18 protein-coding genes are annotated in these 14,722 nt (G+C 62.8%); 9 read left to right on the top strand and 9 right to left on the bottom strand.

Annotated features, from left to right (window positions below; translation table 11 throughout):
• The first annotated feature begins 11 nt into the window (after nucleotides 1-11).
• Nucleotides 12-1,325, top strand: a complete 1,314-nt coding sequence (locus M3O59_RS19465) for a DNA methyltransferase (RefSeq protein WP_116904846.1) — start codon at nucleotides 12-14, stop codon at nucleotides 1,323-1,325.
• Here M3O59_RS19465 and M3O59_RS19460 read toward each other — a convergent pair.
• A complete protein-coding gene (locus M3O59_RS19460) occupies nucleotides 1,315-2,118 on the bottom strand; it encodes a hypothetical protein (protein ID WP_116904847.1) in 804 nt (267 codons plus the stop codon). The two genes, M3O59_RS19465 and M3O59_RS19460, sit on opposite strands and share 11 nt — an antisense overlap.
• A gap of 413 nt (nucleotides 2,119-2,531) precedes the next feature.
• Here M3O59_RS19460 and M3O59_RS19455 point away from each other — a divergent pair, with 413 nt between their 5' ends.
• Together M3O59_RS19455 and M3O59_RS19450 are read left to right on the top strand one after the other, a co-directional pair.
• Nucleotides 2,532-2,825, top strand: coding sequence for a helix-turn-helix transcriptional regulator (locus M3O59_RS19455; protein ID WP_116904848.1), 294 nt, complete (start codon nucleotides 2,532-2,534; stop codon nucleotides 2,823-2,825).
• A 3-nt stretch (nucleotides 2,826-2,828) separates the two neighbouring features.
• Nucleotides 2,829-5,198, top strand: a complete 2,370-nt coding sequence (locus tag M3O59_RS19450; RefSeq protein WP_116904849.1) for a bifunctional DNA primase/polymerase — start codon at nucleotides 2,829-2,831, stop codon at nucleotides 5,196-5,198.
• A gap of 73 nt (nucleotides 5,199-5,271) precedes the next feature.
• On the opposite strand, the gene M3O59_RS19445 is transcribed toward M3O59_RS19450, so the two are convergent.
• Nucleotides 5,272-5,655, bottom strand: coding sequence for a hypothetical protein (locus M3O59_RS19445; RefSeq protein ID WP_147308423.1), 384 nt, complete (start codon nucleotides 5,653-5,655; stop codon nucleotides 5,272-5,274).
• Nucleotides 5,656-5,811: 156 nt separating this feature from the next.
• Between M3O59_RS19445 and M3O59_RS19440 the strand changes: the two genes are divergently transcribed.
• A complete protein-coding gene (locus tag M3O59_RS19440) occupies nucleotides 5,812-6,327 on the top strand; it encodes a hypothetical protein (protein WP_116904850.1) in 516 nt (171 codons plus the stop codon).
• Nucleotides 6,320-6,565: a hypothetical protein gene (locus M3O59_RS19435; RefSeq protein ID WP_116904851.1), complete on the top strand. Its 246-nt coding sequence runs from the start codon at nucleotides 6,320-6,322 to the stop codon at nucleotides 6,563-6,565. Before M3O59_RS19440 ends, M3O59_RS19435 begins: the two co-directional genes overlap by 8 nt.
• A gap of 24 nt (nucleotides 6,566-6,589) precedes the next feature.
• On the opposite strand, the gene M3O59_RS19430 is transcribed toward M3O59_RS19435, so the two are convergent.
• The gene (locus tag M3O59_RS19430) at nucleotides 6,590-6,997 is read right to left on the bottom strand and encodes a hypothetical protein (protein ID WP_220375923.1); all 408 of its coding nucleotides are present in this window, start codon (nucleotides 6,995-6,997) and stop codon (nucleotides 6,590-6,592) included.
• Nucleotides 6,998-7,183: 186 nt separating this feature from the next.
• Between M3O59_RS19430 and M3O59_RS19425 the strand changes: the two genes are divergently transcribed.
• Both M3O59_RS19425 and M3O59_RS19420 read left to right on the top strand, forming a co-directional pair.
• Nucleotides 7,184-7,906 carry a hypothetical protein gene (locus M3O59_RS19425; RefSeq protein ID WP_116904852.1) on the top strand — a complete coding sequence of 241 codons (723 nt, stop codon included), beginning with the start codon at nucleotides 7,184-7,186 and terminating at the stop codon, nucleotides 7,904-7,906.
• On the top strand, nucleotides 7,899-8,177 hold the full coding sequence (locus M3O59_RS19420) for a hypothetical protein (RefSeq protein ID WP_116904853.1): 279 nt from the start codon (nucleotides 7,899-7,901) through the stop codon (nucleotides 8,175-8,177). The genes M3O59_RS19425 and M3O59_RS19420 overlap by 8 nt, the downstream gene beginning before the upstream one ends.
• 107 nt (nucleotides 8,178-8,284) lie before the next feature.
• Here M3O59_RS19420 and M3O59_RS19415 read toward each other — a convergent pair whose 3' ends face one another.
• The gene (locus tag M3O59_RS19415) at nucleotides 8,285-8,590 is read right to left on the bottom strand and encodes a hypothetical protein (protein WP_147308424.1); all 306 of its coding nucleotides are present in this window, start codon (nucleotides 8,588-8,590) and stop codon (nucleotides 8,285-8,287) included.
• A gap of 126 nt (nucleotides 8,591-8,716) precedes the next feature.
• Between M3O59_RS19415 and M3O59_RS19410 the strand changes: the two genes are divergently transcribed.
• Nucleotides 8,717-9,232, top strand: a complete 516-nt coding sequence (locus M3O59_RS19410; protein ID WP_116904855.1) for a hypothetical protein — start codon at nucleotides 8,717-8,719, stop codon at nucleotides 9,230-9,232.
• Nucleotides 9,233-9,331: 99 nt separating this feature from the next.
• Here the strand turns inward: M3O59_RS19410 and M3O59_RS19405 are convergent, their stop codons facing one another.
• The 4 genes from M3O59_RS19405 to M3O59_RS19390 all read right to left on the bottom strand — a co-directional run bounded on the left by M3O59_RS19405 (nucleotide 9,332) and on the right by M3O59_RS19390 (nucleotide 12,428).
• Nucleotides 9,332-9,868: a hypothetical protein gene (locus M3O59_RS19405; RefSeq protein ID WP_116904856.1), complete on the bottom strand. Its 537-nt coding sequence runs from the start codon at nucleotides 9,866-9,868 to the stop codon at nucleotides 9,332-9,334.
• A 135-nt stretch (nucleotides 9,869-10,003) separates the two neighbouring features.
• The gene (locus M3O59_RS19400; protein WP_116904879.1) at nucleotides 10,004-11,209 is read right to left on the bottom strand and encodes an integrase family protein; all 1,206 of its coding nucleotides are present in this window, start codon (nucleotides 11,207-11,209) and stop codon (nucleotides 10,004-10,006) included.
• A 281-nt stretch (nucleotides 11,210-11,490) separates the two neighbouring features.
• Complete coding sequence (locus tag M3O59_RS19395) at nucleotides 11,491-11,880, bottom strand: nuclear transport factor 2 family protein (RefSeq protein WP_064629106.1); 390 nt, start codon at nucleotides 11,878-11,880, stop codon at nucleotides 11,491-11,493.
• 107 nt (nucleotides 11,881-11,987) lie between these two features.
• Nucleotides 11,988-12,428, bottom strand: coding sequence for a YybH family protein (locus M3O59_RS19390; protein WP_064629109.1), 441 nt, complete (start codon nucleotides 12,426-12,428; stop codon nucleotides 11,988-11,990).
• 129 nt (nucleotides 12,429-12,557) lie between these two features.
• Between M3O59_RS19390 and M3O59_RS19385 the strand changes: the two genes are divergently transcribed.
• Nucleotides 12,558-13,481, top strand: coding sequence for an AraC family transcriptional regulator (locus M3O59_RS19385; RefSeq protein ID WP_116904857.1), 924 nt, complete (start codon nucleotides 12,558-12,560; stop codon nucleotides 13,479-13,481).
• 96 nt (nucleotides 13,482-13,577) lie between these two features.
• On the opposite strand, the gene tmk is transcribed toward M3O59_RS19385, so the two are convergent.
• The gene (gene tmk, locus M3O59_RS19380; protein ID WP_116904858.1) at nucleotides 13,578-14,261 is read right to left on the bottom strand and encodes a dTMP kinase; all 684 of its coding nucleotides are present in this window, start codon (nucleotides 14,259-14,261) and stop codon (nucleotides 13,578-13,580) included.
• Nucleotides 14,262-14,722: the final 461 nt, after the last annotated feature.

Here is a 14,722-nt window from a genome sequence, read left to right as displayed (position 1 = left end):
CCGGAAACAGAATGAATGAGAATTTGACATTGGAATTTCAAGCTGAAGAGAGGGAAGCAGCGGCTGTTTCCAGCCTTGTAAGCTACGACGCCATTCACGTCTCCAAGTCAACTTTCCTAAACGGTCTCGCGAACCAGGTGCATCGCTGGTTCAGGCTCACGCCCAGCTTCGGGCCGGAGTTGGTTCAGGCGATGATGGAGCGTCTAGAAGTTTGTGACAGTGAGACCGTTTTAGATCCTTTCGCAGGTGCCGGCACGACTCTCATTGAGGCAAAGCTTGAGGGTCGAGACGCTGTTGGCTTCGAAATCAATCCGCTGCTTCACTTCGTTAATGAAGCCAGTCTCGAATGGGGGGTGGCTCCTGAGCGGCTGCGCAATGAGCTGCCACGTCTCAGTGCTGCGTTCGCAGGAGCGGACGGAGTTTCGCTCGACGACCTCGAGGTACACGGGCTCTCGATTCCGCCAATACATAATCCAACCCGTTGGTGGCGACCCGATGTGCTCGTTCAGCTCCTCTTTTTACGGCGCGCCATTTTCGCGACAGAAGACTCTCATTTAAAGCGCCTCCTCCTGCTTGCTCTGGCAGGAGTTCTCGTGCCAGACCTTACCAATGTCACGCTCGGACGATTGCAGTTGCATTTTATTGACCGAAGCAATCATGACATTGATGTTTGGGCAATTTTCAGCAGCCATGTTGGCCGGATCGCTGAAGATCTCGACGAACTACGTGCATCTGGAGCCCATTTGCGCGGAAGCGCCCGCTGTTATCACCAGAACAGCACTGACCTGTCTAACCTACAGTTGGATCGACGCGTATCAGCGGTAATTACGTCACCGCCATACCCGAATCGGTACAGCTACGTATGGAATACGAGGCCTCATCTTTTTATGTTGGGCTTGATGCAAACCGCGAAGGAAGCGTCGGACCTTGATAAGAGAACCATTGGCGGCACTTGGGGCACTGCGACCTCAGAGCTGTCCAAGGGAATCTTCGCGCCGAGGAATGCCGCGATTGCAGCCGTTGTAGGCCCCGTGGCTGAGGCAATAAGGGCGCAAGACAATCTAATGGCCAACTACGTGATGCACTACTTCAATCGCCTTTCCGCGCAAATTGAAGAGATGGAGCCAATCCTTACGAAGGACGCTCGCCTCGCGTATGTAGTTGGAAACTCATGGATAAAAGGCATCTACGTCGAAACTGACGTGATGCTAGGTGAAATTGTCGATCGCATGGGCCTTGGCTACCGCACGTTTGACGTACACCGATTCCGCCGGCGCCACAGCGGCAAAAATCTCTTCGAGTCGATCGTCTACGCTAAGAAATAATCTCGACTGCAGGTTGTTCACGAGCAACCTGCGCGAATGCGTGCGAAGTGAAGATGCTAGCCATGAGTTCGCGCACCTCTACGTGCACTCTGTCTCGCACCTCTGGTCGTTCGAGGATGCCTAGGAAATCCGCACCGAAGAGTTGAGTGGTGAAGTCAGAAGCTCCCTCGCCTTGAAGAAAGTGCCACCCAGCTCTAGTTAGCCGCGCGATCGCTTCGTCGCGCGGGCTGATTGCGGAGTAGATGAGGTAAAGAGGAAATAGGCCCTCGGCTTGCACGTACCCCGCCATATCCACGTCTTTGCGGAGTCGGGCGCTGTCATTGGGATTGAAGTTGTACCTTATCTCAATCCCTACACCAGTCTCAGAGCCGTCGGCACCATATTTAGCCAGCACGGCGGACAAATGGGCCTTATCTTGGTCGGAAAGAAGCTCATATCGAAGGCCGATGTCAAGTTCCAGTCCGTTGAACTTCTCGGCGACATTTTCAGGCGCGACATCAAAGCGCGCAGACGCCACGAACCGGGGGATTTTGTCGTAAATTTCACCGAGTCGCCGACCCACACTGATGCTCATGCGCCCCATCAAGCGGACGAGTACATATTCAGGGCAGTCGAAAGCGAATTTTGAATAGACCGGGTCGCCAGCCAGCTTCAAGAGTTCCTCATCGTAAGCTTCTTTCCCAAAGTCCTTTTTGATCTTGCTCCGCCATCCCGCGAGATGGTGACGGATTGCGCAGAGGAACTTCTTTTCAGTGGGATCCAATCCCTCGTCATTCTGAGCATTTGCGTTCATGCAGTGAGGCTAACCGCCCCTGCGGAGTCACACAAGTCGATGAATGCGGATGTTGCGGGGCTGTCAGATCACCGCAGGGCTTCGTAATCAGTTTGTGTACCACCACGATCCCCGGATTGGCCCGTGCCGCGTCCGGGCGCATTGGCCTCGGCGCTGAGCCGCCCGTACCTAGCCGGACCTCCTGGACTCACCGGAGCGACCGCACGAACGTTGGCATATTCGCGCGCCGGCTTGTCGCATCATGTGTCGTGTCGGCGCCACCAACCGCCGACGCCGCCAGGCTTTCGGTGGCCCAAACAGCCGAGGCCCGCCCCGCCGACTGAGGGGAATAACGGGTCCATCTCTGCGACGCACAGCAGGCAGTCCCGACGCGGCACGTCGCCGCGCCGGGAGCCTGCCCGGAGTCAAGAGAGATGGAAACGAACCTGCTAGCGGAGCTGCACTCGCTGCCCGACGAGGCGCTGCTAACCGCCGACGAGGCCGCGCAGTTCCTGCGCCTCAAGTACACGACGCTCGCTTGGTACAGGTGCCAGGGCGTCGGCCCCAAGTTCTCCCGCGTCGGCCCGAAGCTGATCCGCTACCGCGTGGGCGACCTGCGCGAGTACGCCAGCGGCCAGGCGATGGGGGACGGCGTCCAGCGCGCCGCCCAGGCCGCGCTCGCCGGCCGCCGACGCGCCGCCAGCCTCCGCCTGAAGTCGGAGGGCTGACCGATGGCCGCAAAAGAGAGCGCCCACGGCGTACGAGACCGTGGGCGCGAGGTGACCAACCAGGAGACGGAGCCTGCCGAAGCTCACGGGATCAATGATGCCGTCCGGCGCCTCGCCGATACGCCATCGTTTGATGACGCCGAATTCTTGGCCCGCGCCGGGCACGACGTGATCCCCCTGAGGGCTGGCAGCAAGGCGCCAAGGGACAGGGACTGGCCGAATCGCCGATACGACCCCGCCGCCGTGGTCGCAGAGGCGCGCGCACGCGGGGGGAATCTGGGCGTGCGCCTCGGTGCGACCGATCTAGTCGTAGACGTAGACCCGCGCAACGGGGGCGAAGCCTCGCTCCGCGCACTGGTCGCAGACGCCGGCCTGGACTTGGATCGCTGCCCGCACGTCGCCACGGGCGGTGGGGGACACCACTACTACCTGCGCAAGCCGGAGGGGCTCGCCACGGTCGGCCGGCTGCCGCAGTACCCCGGCATCGACTTCAAGAAGCAGGGCGGGCAGGTCGTCGCCCCCGGCTCGGTGCACCCCGAGACCGGGCGCAGGTACGAGTCCGACTTCTGGATGCTCGGTCCCGACGAGACGCCCGACGCCCCGGCCGCGCTGCTTGAACTGCTGCGCGTTCGCCAAATCGCAATGCCTGCCGGAACCGGTGACGCAGATCGGTGGGGGGAGATTGCGCCCGAGCAGCTCGCCGCCGCATTGGCCGAGCTGCCACCAGACGAATACGGCGAGGGCGCACACGACGAATGGTTCCAACTCATGTGCGCTTGTCACCATTCAACCGGGGGCGCGGCGCGCGAGGAGTTCATTGCTTGGAGCACGCAGGCCGCAGGGTACGACGACCACGCGGAGAGCATCGGCTACCGCTGGGATTCGCTTGCTTCTCGCACCGGCCAGGGAGGCAGGCCGACCACGGTGCGCCACCTCCACCAGGTGCTCACCAAGCACGGGGCCGGCGTCCCGCACGTCGCGCCTGAGGATGATTTCGAAGCCTACGAGAACCCAGCCGAGCTCGGCCGCGGCGTGGACGACGCGACGCTGCGCCAGCCCCCGAAGCCCGAGGGCAAGGAGGCGACCCTGGACGACATGAACTCCCAGCACTGCGTCGTGATGGAGAACGGCAAGTTCCGCGTCTTCACCGAGGAGTTCGACCCGGTACTCAGAAGGCACTTCTACCAACGCTCCACCAAGGAGGACTTCCAGAACCTCTACTGCAACAGCTTCGTCGAACAGCTCAACGACAGGCCGACGACACGGGCACAGTTCTGGCTGAAGCACCCGCAGCGTCGCCAGTACAAGGGCGTCACCTTCGACCCGTCGAGCGACCACGCCGGCTGGCTTAACCTATGGCGCGGCTGGGCCGTCGATCCGGCGCCGGGCGACTGGTCGCTGCTGGACCGGCTCATCCGCGAGGTGCTGACCGACGGCGACCCGCAGGGCTATCGATACGTGCTGAACTGGATAGCTGCGATGTTCCAGCGACCGTCCCAGCCTGCGGAAGTGGCGATCGCGTTCAAGGGTGCGAAGGGCACGGGCAAGGGCACGCTGGGGCGCATCCTCCAGCACATTGCCGGGGCGCAGGGCTTGCACATTAGCTCGCCGGAGCACATTACGGGCCGCTTCAACTCGCACCTCCAGAACTGCATCTGCCTGTTCGCCGACGAGGCGTTCTGGGCGGGCGACAAGTCAGGCGAGGCGAAGCTGAAGGCGCTCGTGACGGAGCCGACGGTCGCATACGAGGGCAAGGGCCGGGACGCCGTGATGGGTAAGAACCTGATCCACATCGTCATGGCATCCAATTCCGACTGGGTGGTCCCCGCAGGGTTAGATGGGGAGCGGCGCTTCGCGGTGTTCGAGGTAAACGACTCCCGCAAGGACGACCACGCGTTCTTCGACGCGCTGAATCGTCAGCTCAACGACGGGGGGCGCGCCGCATTCCTGCACGACATGCTCGCGCGCGACATCGAGGGATGGCACCCGCGCAAGGACATCCCGCAGAACGGCGCACTGGCCGAGCAGAAGCTGCGCGGCATGGACGTCGAGTTCTCCTGGTGGCACTCGCTGCTCTACGACGGCGAGCTGCCAGGCTACGACGAGGAAAGGGACTGGCAGGCCGGCGAGGTCGAGCTCGACAAGTCTGACCTGTACGAGAGCTACCTGACCTTCGCCCGCAGCCGTACCAGGCACCCTAGGCCGTTCCCCGGCTTGGCGAAGGTACTGCTCTCCAAGGTGGGTGTGACCGGGCGACAGATCAGGAGCGGCGCCCGCAAGGATAGGCGCGTGTACGTGGTGCCCCCTCTCGACCAGGCCCGTGACAAGTTCGCAGCGATCGCAGGGATGAGCCAGAAGCAACTCTGGGGCTGAGGGAGAACAACATCGAGGCCGTGCGACGCGTGACGTGTCGCACGGGTTCCTTTTGCTCTTTTTGCTTTTCGGATCATGCGCTTAAGGCTCGGCGAACAGCCTGAACGAGTTTTTTTAGGCGCCGAAATCGTTTAAGGATTTTCGGCGCCGCGCAGACCCCACCGACGACCCGGACAGTGGCAGGGAGATGATCGATTCGTCGTCGGTGAGAAATATGCTGTGCATGTTGTTCAAGTTGTTCATAGATCAATAAAGCTAAGTAAAACAAAGAAAAACAACGAACAGCTTTACGCACGGCTTCCGAGTTGCCCTTGAGAAAGTCGTGCTGCGTGTCGAGTGCGGGAGTCGGTGTGGACTGAGCCTGGCCGAGCGCGGCGGGCGTGGCGACCGATGCGGGGAAACGCTGCGGATCATCCTTCCGACTGTGAGCGCCGTGTCCCTCGCGCGCGAGGATCATCGCCCCCGTTACCCTGGGCGACCGCGCCCTCCGATCGTGCATCGGATGTTCCGAGGGATCCAAGTCGCTGATTCGACTGCTTGAACGATGGCGTGCCCGCGCGCGTAAGCACGACACGATCACGCCGCAAGCCACTTATCACCCCGGAGACGACCCGTGCTGTCCATCCCGAACACCTTCACGTCCGAGCGGCGCGAACTGTTCTTCCAGGTGCTGGAGGACACGTGCTCGCCCAAGCAGGCCGCGGCAGCGGCGGGTATCAGCAGGCAGACGGCCTTCTACCACAAGGCCAACGACGTCGAGTTCCGCACCCGGTGGGAGAAAGCGATCGAGGTGGCGCTCGACTCGCTGCTCGACGAGGCGTACAGGCGCGCCGCGCTCGGCTACGACGAGCCCGTGATCCACCAGGGGCGACTTGCCACTATCCCCGACCCGATGACCGGCGAGGATAGGCCGCTCACCGTCAGGAAGCACAGTGACAGGCTCCTGGAGGTGCTGCTCAAGTTCCGCTACGGCGAGCAGATGGCGGACAGGCTGCGGGTCAAGGTCGAGGACACCGGCCTGTCCGCCGACGCGCTACTCCAGATGCCAACCGACGAGCGCGCGCAGCTAGTGGCGCTGCTTTCCAAGTACAACGCGGCGCGACCGCAGGAGGAACCAGACGATGAGTGAGAAGTTCTCGGTCGCCGAGGCGCTCGCCAAGGCCGAGCAGATCGACGTGTCGCTGCGGGAGATCCAGCAGACGGCCCCCGAGGCCCTTGCGATGATGGGCGGGCGCGACGCACTCGCCCGGCGCAGCCAGATGACCTGCGTCGGGCCGGTGCCTCGCCTCGACGCGGCGACGTGGCAGGCGATGTCTGACGAGTACGAAGACGCCCGTGTGTATGGCGGCGTCAACCGCGGGCACTAGCCGCAGTGGTTGGCCAACGCCCTCTTACTTGAACCACTGATCCTTCATGTGATTCGAGACCTCATCGCTCAGATTCTGCCAAGCCGCACCGTTGTTGGTGGCATCGACCACGAAGAGGGAATCGTTGCGATCCATCGTTGCCCAGACTTTCTCGACCGCCTGTGAGGCCGTGTAGCTCGAATTGACGTACCAGACCGACTTATGGACTTTTGCCCACGAACCTAGGGCTTTGATCGCATCAGTAACCTTCGTGTAGTCCTGGCCGGGACTGTGCAGGTCGTAAGAAACAATCAGATTATTGGCCATGAGTGGTGCCCCCCCTTCGCACATCGGTTCGATGCTTTTTGCATGAAACCATGGGCGCGTCGCAAATACCGCGACATTTTTAGCTTTCCGACAATGGATCGGGTAGCGCTGCAACGCCAAGCCCATGAACCGCAAGCCGCTACGACGGCGGCAGCATCGAAGGAAACACGGTCGGAGAACGATGGCGTTCGTCGCCCACGCTCCTCGACACATTGAACGCATCCGGTCAGCGCATTGGCGCGCAGACCACCCGCGGCTGGGGACGCGCTCGTGACAGGCGACCGGAGGACAACCCACCGGAGCACATGAGCAATGAAGATAACCCTCAGCGACACCCCCCTCCTCAGCACCCAGCAGATCGGCGAGCTTGCCTCGACCTTGGATCTGCTGCACTCCCGCGTCCTCAAGGCCATCGAGCGCCTCAATAAGAGCGTCGCAGCCAGGAAGACCGAGATCGCCTTGCGCTGGAAGAGTGCTCCGGGCGTCGGCTCCGGCGAGCTAGCGCGCTTCGCTCAGCATGAGACCCTGGCGGCCTTTCGCGAGATCCGCGACAAATCCAAGGCCGAGATGGACGCGCTGCTTAAGGAGGCGGGCGACCCGCACGCGCAGCTCATCGCGCAGAAGCCGTTCTACGACTCCCCGGCGAAGGTCCTGGCCCGCGCGGCCCTGGGTGACCCGAAGCGCACCGAGTACCTCCAGCAGCTCCAGCACGCTGGCCCCGCCGAGCTCGGCCACATGGCCCAGGTCGCCGTCGGCACCAAGAACGTCGCCCTGGCCTCGGCCGTGCTGTCCCTGATTGACCTCATGCCGTCCAAGGACCGCCCGGTCAGCCCCGTCGAGCTGGCCACCGCCATGCGCATGAACGACTTCCTCAAGGTCCAGGAGTACGTGAAGCTGGGCGACGCGCGCCTCCAGGGCATCCTGATCAACATCCGCGCCTGGAACGCCGGCAAGGCCAACCCCATCAGCTCGATCCAGCTCGCGATGCGCGAGCAAGACATCGACCACGAACTGATCGGGGGCGGCGATGAATAAGCAGGCCCACTACGCGGCCGACCACCCGGTGGCGATCGCAATCGCTGGCATGGTCACCGCCCTGCGCACGGGCCACGACCTCCTCGCTTCCCTGGCCGAGCGGGCCGAGGCCGCGGGCGTCCGCCCTTACTCCGACAACTTCGACGACGCGGCGCGCCTTGCGGGGATGCCGTACTGCCGCGCGCTGGACCTGTACGTGGACCGCGCCACGAAGCGCCAGGCCGACCGACTTGGCTACCACCAGGCGCACCTCGCGCTCTGCTCGGGCTGACAGAGCAAACCCGGCCGGGTTGGTTAGGTGCGCAGAGGGCAACGGGTGGCCCGGCCGTGTTTCGGAGGGGATGTCCGAGGGACATCCCCTCCTTTCTACTTCTAGCTTCAATCCACCTGTTCGACCTCGATAGCTTGGCTAGCACTAGCCAAAAGATCCTCTGCAGCCTTGGCCGCAGAATTTTCAATAAGTCGATGCTCCGCGGCAATGTCTACTTTGCCGGTAAGAAGTGCACGCGTGCACTTCACCAGCCCCCGAACATCTCGCTTAGTAATTTCAGGGAACTTGCGCTGAAATGCCTTGGTGGTGACTGAAATCGCTGTTTGTTCGTCGTACTCGGATTCAAGCTTGTCGTACTCACTTACTTCGTGAAGCACACGTGCTGTGCCCAAACATTCATCGTTGTCGCGCATTGCCTTCTCCTGATTCGGTGGCATGTACTTCTTGGGGATAACGTTGGGCAGAAGCAAGAGGGGGCTCCCAGATTGAGGGAAGCGCGACCTAATGCCTACGTGCCCACCCACACGTAGGAGAAAGCCATGAAGCTGGAAGAAATGCCCACCAATAAACTGCTGGCCCTGCACAACCGCATTGCCGACAAGCCCGCAGGACCCAAGACCTTCGCGACGCGGACCAAGCTAGTCGCCCGGATCGAGCAGATCGCGGCCGACAAGAACATCGACCTGGCCTCGTTCGGGCAGCCGGAGAGGCCCAAGGCGGCCGAGCGGCGCGCAGAGCCGAAGGCCGAGGCCACCGAGACGCCCGAAGCGACCGAAAAGAAGCCGCGCGGTCTCGGCGTGGGCGCGCTTGCGCGCGCGATCCTGATGGACCCCGCGGGCTTCCCGCACGCGCTGGTGGCCGACATGGTCAACGCGCAGATCGAGGGTGCAGCGGCGACGGCCAAGTCGGTCCGGTGGTACGCCAACGACATGCGTAAGAAGGGCGTCGAGGTGCCGATGCGTCAGAAGCGCCACCCGGCCGACATGGACGAGGAGGAGTCCGCTGAGGCGCTGTCCACCGTGCGCGTGGTCGAGCCCGCGCCGTCCGACGGCTGACGCCGTTCTCCCGCCGTGTACGAGAAAGGGCCGCCGCGAAGGTGACCCTTTCTTTTCATCGCCTTGTGCGCGATCGCGCACCGACTGCGGATCAGATGGTTATGCAGCCGCGCTGTGGCGCGACATCGCCGCTTGGTCGATGCGCCGGGCTGTCATGTCGGAGGCGAGATCGTTGTCCCGCTGCTCGAATCGCATCTCTTCGATGACGTTGTGGCCGTGGTCGTGGGCAGCGCGCAGCACCAAGTCCTTGTACCAGTTCCGCATGACGTTCTCCCACAGGTGCTCGGCGGCCGCTACGGGATCTTGGCACTTGCGCACCTGCTCGAAGTAGTGAGCCAGCGCGAGCTCGGGCCAGTTGACGCCGTACACCTTGAAGAGCGTTAGGTAGGTGTCGTAAGCATCCTTCAGAGGATCCTTGCTGTCGGGGTAGGCCTCGCACAGCCCGTCCGCCGTAGCACGGCCTCCCAGCTCATCGCGGCACGCCGCATAGAAGCTGTTCTGGTCGTACCGCTCATTGTCTTTGAAGAGGTTCCGTGCGGCGAAGATGCGGATGTCACTGCCGCACTCGATTTCCCGCACCAAGGCCATGCACTTGTCGAGGGTACGGTTGTTGGTGGCCGTCTTGTTGCTGCTCATGTTTGAATATCCCAGCTTATTGGTTGTCACTGATCCGGTGACCAGCTGGTGAGGGATGCTAAGCACACTTTTCGGCGCCGTATGTAACCGAATGCTGGAACTGCCGTCCTATCGACAGTTCCAGAGAACGTTTATTTACAACGCACCAGCGCGCGCGCTTGCGGTTTTCGGCGGCCACGTTCCCGGCTCGTGCACGAGGCCGAGTGCGTCGAGGATGTAGCGCGATGCCCTTTCTTGGTATTCGCGCAGGTGGTCGATCGACGGGTGCAGGTAGCCCATCGTGACGCCGCCGCTCGACGCGCTGTGATTCAGCAGGAACCGCAGTTCTAGCAGCGGCACGCCTGCCTGCAGAGCGAGCGATGCGTACGCGTGCCGCAGCGCGTGGCCGGTGAGGTCGCCCAACTCGTGCTGCTGCACCTCGGCGACGCGGCCCGACGCCGAGTCGGCTGGGAACAGGTAGGGCGTCTTTCGCCTCACGCCGTCTGCGCTGGCCGCTCGGTGGGCGAGCAGGTCAGCGAGCGCTGACGACAGCGGCAGGTCGAACTTCTTGGAAGAGCCGCCCTTGGGGTTTGGCACATGCAGTTGACCGTCGCGAAGCTCCGAGCGCATTGCCTCACAGGATGCGGTCCGGCGCATGCCCGACAGCAGCATGAACAGTTGGAGGTCGCGACGAACAGGGTTTCCCAGCGACAGCACCGCCTTTCCCCAAGCCCTGAGCTTGTCGGGGCTGGCGTCCACCTCGCGACGCCGCATGCCGTTCATGTCCACGTTGCCCACCGGGTTTGGCGGCAGGTCGGGGAACTGCCGCAGGGCTCGGTTGTAGACCGAGCGCAGCACCCGCATGACGTTGTCGCCCGAGGTGGCGCCGCTCCTCTCGGTAATCCTGCGGTGGCGTTCGCGCACGCCTTGTCGGTCGGAGCCAATCTCGGTCAGAGGCCGCTCGAGCCAGTCCTTGAGGTAGTAGCTGATGTGGTACTCGTAGCCGCTCCGCGTCTTGTCGGCGAGGCGGCGCGAGTTGAGGTGCAGGTCCAGCGCCCCTCGCAGAGTGATGCCGCGAGCACGGGCCTTGCGGCGCTCCTCGTTGGGGTTGGTGCCGCCTCGCATGCCGACCAGTGTCTGCCTCGCGAGGTCGCGTGCCTGCTTGGCGTCCATCGCGGGGTGGTCGCCCAGCTTCGTGCGGACCTGCCGTCCGTTGACGAGAGACTGGACGTAGAAGCTGCGCTTGTTGGCGGTGACGATGAGGTAGAACCCCCTCATCTCTGTGTCCGCGTGCAGGATGCTCTTGCCGCGCTCGGCGGCGGGGGTGCGCTCGACAAGCGCTTGGGTAATCTTCGACTTCATCTGTTGGCTCCGTGGGCTGCGGGGCCACGGCGAGAACACGGTTTCGCACCACACAGTGCTGTGTTCAGTCGCGCCGTGCGCTCCCTCGAAAGCCATTAGGTCGCAGTGCTATCCTCTTGTAAGCCGCCGGCAGACCGCCCGATTACAAATCATGGCAAGGCGTGTAACGCCTGACTTGTAAGCGGTAGGTCCCCAGTTCGAATCCGGGTGCCGGCACCACGCAGGTCTTTCTCTGCATCCTGGCAACGTCCATGTCGCCTGGAATAAGGCTGCAGCGTGGCTCACCGTCCCCAGAACGCGTCTTCCTGGATTTGATCGGCCGAGAACAGCCGGACTTCGACAATCTTGCCGTCTTCGATGCGCAGCAGATCCACGCCCGGTTGCTTGAGCGTGACGCCATTGGCCTGGCCTGAAAATTCCAGGGTGATGGCCACCCAGTCGCCGCTGGCCATGTAGTCGTCTGCACGGCTGATGGCGAAGGTGCCGTTTGACACTTCCATCATCTTGCCCAGCATCGGCCCGACGACGGCCATGCCGTGGTGTGTGCCGGAAAATTGATGGTTACCCGGCTGGTGCCAGATCACATCGGGCGAGATGATGCTGCCCAGCGTTGCGTAGTCGCCAGTCTGGACTGCGGTGATGTAGGACTTGGCAATGTCGATGGTGTTCATGCTGTTTTCCTTGGTTGATTGAAAGGTTGAGGTGGAAGGTCAGCAGGCGTGCATGCCCGGCTGGCCGATTTGTGGTGGGAGAACGTCATGCGATCTGCGGCAATCGGTCAGGACATCAGGCTTTGCAGGGCGCCCGGATGCAACGTGATCGACCAGTTGACATGAACCACGCGCCAGCGCCCGTCGATGAGGCGGAAGACCTGTGTCGAATTCCAGGGCGTGCCCGGCTTCTCGCCGCCGTGGCCGTCGCTCACGATGTTGCGCAAGTTGTAGTGCAGCACGGCCATGTCGCCGCCATCGCTGACCATCACCACCGGCTGGAGGTAGTCGTTGCGCAGGATTGCGAGCTTGCCCTCGAACACCTTGCGGAAATACGCCTCCACCGCCGCGTGCCCGTCCAGGCGCAATTCGGTCAATGGGTCGAAATACGACACATCGTCGCTGTAGACCTCCAGTGCGCCATCAACATCGCCGCGGTTCCAGCGTTCGTTGATGCCGTTGTCCACGGCCAGAATGGTTTGGGTAATCTGTTCGATGTCGCTGCGCATCGTCTTTTTCTCGGCAAGGCGGGGGCGTGTTTGGTGTGGGGTGATTATTGGACTTGATTGACCCGCACGAGCGGTCCAGAGTGGACGGGTAATGATCATTTTTGGACATATTTCGAAGGGTGCACACGCATGAAGACGCCCGGACACAGGCGTGCCTCGGTGGCGCAGGCGACATTGCAGATTCCGCATCTGGCCTATCAGCCGTCCGATTCCTATCGCCTCGACCTTGAAATCTTCACGGTTGCCGATTTGCGAACCCGTGCGACAAGGGAAGAAGTGCAGGCGACGCACCGCTATGGGTTCCACACCTTGCTGTGCGTCACCCAGGGCGAGTGTACCCAGCTGGTCGACTTCAAGGCGATCGCCTGCACGCCTGGCTCGCTATTGATCGTGCGGCCCGGGCAGGCGCACAGCTATGGCATCGAGGACCACTGGGATGGTTGGAACGTGATCTTTCGCCAGGAGTTCGTGCTGCCGGCAGCGACAACGCCGGGCGATCTGAAGCTCGCCTTCGATCTGGGCTCACTGCCTGATCACGTGCTGCTCGGTGGCGATGATTTGCAACGGCTGAACGATGTGATTGCGCAAATGCGCCAGGACACGCTGCTGCAGGCGCCGCAAGAGGACCTCCATGCATTGTTGCGTCATCAGCTGCATGCGCTGCTGACGCGCCTGAGCATCCTGCATGGCCGTCGCCAGGCGCGGGACGTTGCGGTGTCTGCGGCGCTGCGACGTTTCCACCGGTTTCAGCAGCTGGTCGACGACAGCTATGCACAGTGGCATCAGGTAGCCGACTACGCCGACCGGCTCGGGTGCACGGAAAAGAGCCTGGCGCGCGCAGTGCACGCGGCAATGGGTATCACCGCAAAGGCCTTCATTGCCGCACGCATCAATCTGGAGGCCAAGCGCTTGCTGGTGCATACGGCGATGCCGGTTGCGGCCATCGCCGACAAGCTGGGCTTCGATGAAGCGACCAATTTCAACAAGTTTTTCAGGCGGGAAGTAGAGTGCACGCCGTCGGAATTTCGGCGGCGGTATCGGTTTGCGGGGTGAGGGCGATGGAGTGCGTTGTGCTGCATAAAAGCAGCCCACTAACGCCATTCGATTCGCGCAGTCTGGTGTGATCTGCGCGTAAGCGTGCGCAGCAACTCAGGCCGGGCGACCGGCCGAGAGCAGTTCCAGGGCGGCCTGGTCTGCATCGGAATGGGCGGCGTCGCCGCTCAGCCGTTGGGCCAGTGCCGCCACGACGATGGTGAGGGCTTGACGCAGCACGCTGTCGGCCTCGGCGCTGGCATCCAGCACATGTTTGCCCGGCAATTCCAGCCCGGCAAAGATGGTGCGGCAGCGTTCCAGGTTGTCCTGGGTTTCGAAATGGTTGGGCGCGTCGCCGCGGGCGCGGATGCGGGCCAGGCCGGTGGGCGGCGGCAGGTCGAGCAGCAGCAGGACATCCGGGCGCGGCGCGAAGGCGTTGCGTTCCAGCAGTTCGTCCAGTGGCAGGCCGGCGGCGCCCTGGTAGGCCACCATCGACGGGAAGTAGCGGTCCAGGATCACGATGTCGCCGCGCGCCAGCGCGGGTGCGATAAGGGTGTCCACGTGTTCGTGGCGGTCGCGGATCAGCAGCTCGGCTTCTTCATGCGCACGCAGGCGGCCGGTAGCGGCGGACTGGCGCAACTGGGTGCCCCAGGGGCCGTTGGTCGGCTCCTTGCTCAGCACGACTCGCGCGCCGGCAGCTTCCAGTGCGCTTGCCAGGCTGCGGGCGAGAGTGGTCTTGCCGGCGCCGTCGATGCCTTCGATGGCGATCAACAAACCGCCGGGCTTCAGTTCGATTGTCATCACGCTACTTTATCTGATCGCGGCAACGGATCTGTAGCCGGCCGCGCTGCGGCAAGCTGATCCTGATGGGCGGGTCTTGGGGGGCGCTGCAGTGCGGCCGCCGGTGACCGACCCGAGTGGGCGAACGCGCGGCGGCGGATTGCACCGCACAGGCGGGCATATTGCGGACGCGATCGCGACATTCGCTGCAGCCGTCTTGTGTCTGCAGTGACTGGCCGGGCCAGGCAGAAGGTCTGGCGCGTGCGACGGCATATTTCCTATTACTTATCGCTGGTATGTCCTGTTCGATGTCGGGAATGTCCCGATTTCTTCGCTTCTCGCTGCGCGCCATACTGAACAAGTCAGACACACGGCACGTTCGTATCACGACCGAGTCGTGTTTCTGGCTTCAAGGAAGATGGACGCGTCGCCGCCACCCTAGAGGCGGCATCCCCCGCGTGACGCCCTCTCAGGCACCGTCG

The sequence above is a fragment of the Xanthomonas nasturtii genome (assembly GCF_023337365.3).
GTDB classification, from domain to species: domain Bacteria; phylum Pseudomonadota; class Gammaproteobacteria; order Xanthomonadales; family Xanthomonadaceae; genus Xanthomonas; species Xanthomonas nasturtii.
The sequence above is the reverse complement of the archived record's forward strand: the minus strand, read 5'-3'. Positions and strand labels throughout refer to the sequence as shown.

Bases quoted from the DNA above. Each gene is read 5' to 3' on its own strand.
- M3O59_RS19465 (WP_116904846.1), top strand. From the start codon at position 12: ATGAATGAGAATTTGACATTGGAATTTCAAGCTGAAGAGAGGGAAGCA.
- M3O59_RS19460 (WP_116904847.1), bottom strand. From the start codon at position 2,118: ATGAACGCAAATGCTCAGAATGACGAGGGATTGGATCCCACTGAAAAG.
- M3O59_RS19455 (WP_116904848.1), top strand. From the start codon at position 2,532: ATGGAAACGAACCTGCTAGCGGAGCTGCACTCGCTGCCCGACGAGGCG.
- M3O59_RS19450 (WP_116904849.1), top strand. From the start codon at position 2,829: ATGGCCGCAAAAGAGAGCGCCCACGGCGTACGAGACCGTGGGCGCGAG.
- M3O59_RS19445 (WP_147308423.1), bottom strand. From the start codon at position 5,655: ATGATCCTCGCGCGCGAGGGACACGGCGCTCACAGTCGGAAGGATGAT.
- M3O59_RS19435 (WP_116904851.1), top strand. From the start codon at position 6,320: ATGAGTGAGAAGTTCTCGGTCGCCGAGGCGCTCGCCAAGGCCGAGCAG.
- M3O59_RS19430 (WP_220375923.1), bottom strand. From the start codon at position 6,997: ATGGGCTTGGCGTTGCAGCGCTACCCGATCCATTGTCGGAAAGCTAAA.
- M3O59_RS19425 (WP_116904852.1), top strand. From the start codon at position 7,184: ATGAAGATAACCCTCAGCGACACCCCCCTCCTCAGCACCCAGCAGATC.
- M3O59_RS19420 (WP_116904853.1), top strand. From the start codon at position 7,899: ATGAATAAGCAGGCCCACTACGCGGCCGACCACCCGGTGGCGATCGCA.
- M3O59_RS19415 (WP_147308424.1), bottom strand. From the start codon at position 8,590: ATGCGCGACAACGATGAATGTTTGGGCACAGCACGTGTGCTTCACGAA.
- M3O59_RS19410 (WP_116904855.1), top strand. From the start codon at position 8,717: ATGAAGCTGGAAGAAATGCCCACCAATAAACTGCTGGCCCTGCACAAC.
- M3O59_RS19405 (WP_116904856.1), bottom strand. From the start codon at position 9,868: ATGAGCAGCAACAAGACGGCCACCAACAACCGTACCCTCGACAAGTGC.
- M3O59_RS19400 (WP_116904879.1), bottom strand. From the start codon at position 11,209: ATGAAGTCGAAGATTACCCAAGCGCTTGTCGAGCGCACCCCCGCCGCC.
- M3O59_RS19395 (WP_064629106.1), bottom strand. From the start codon at position 11,880: ATGAACACCATCGACATTGCCAAGTCCTACATCACCGCAGTCCAGACT.
- M3O59_RS19390 (WP_064629109.1), bottom strand. From the start codon at position 12,428: ATGCGCAGCGACATCGAACAGATTACCCAAACCATTCTGGCCGTGGAC.
- M3O59_RS19385 (WP_116904857.1), top strand. From the start codon at position 12,558: ATGAAGACGCCCGGACACAGGCGTGCCTCGGTGGCGCAGGCGACATTG.
- tmk (WP_116904858.1), bottom strand. From the start codon at position 14,261: ATGACAATCGAACTGAAGCCCGGCGGTTTGTTGATCGCCATCGAAGGC.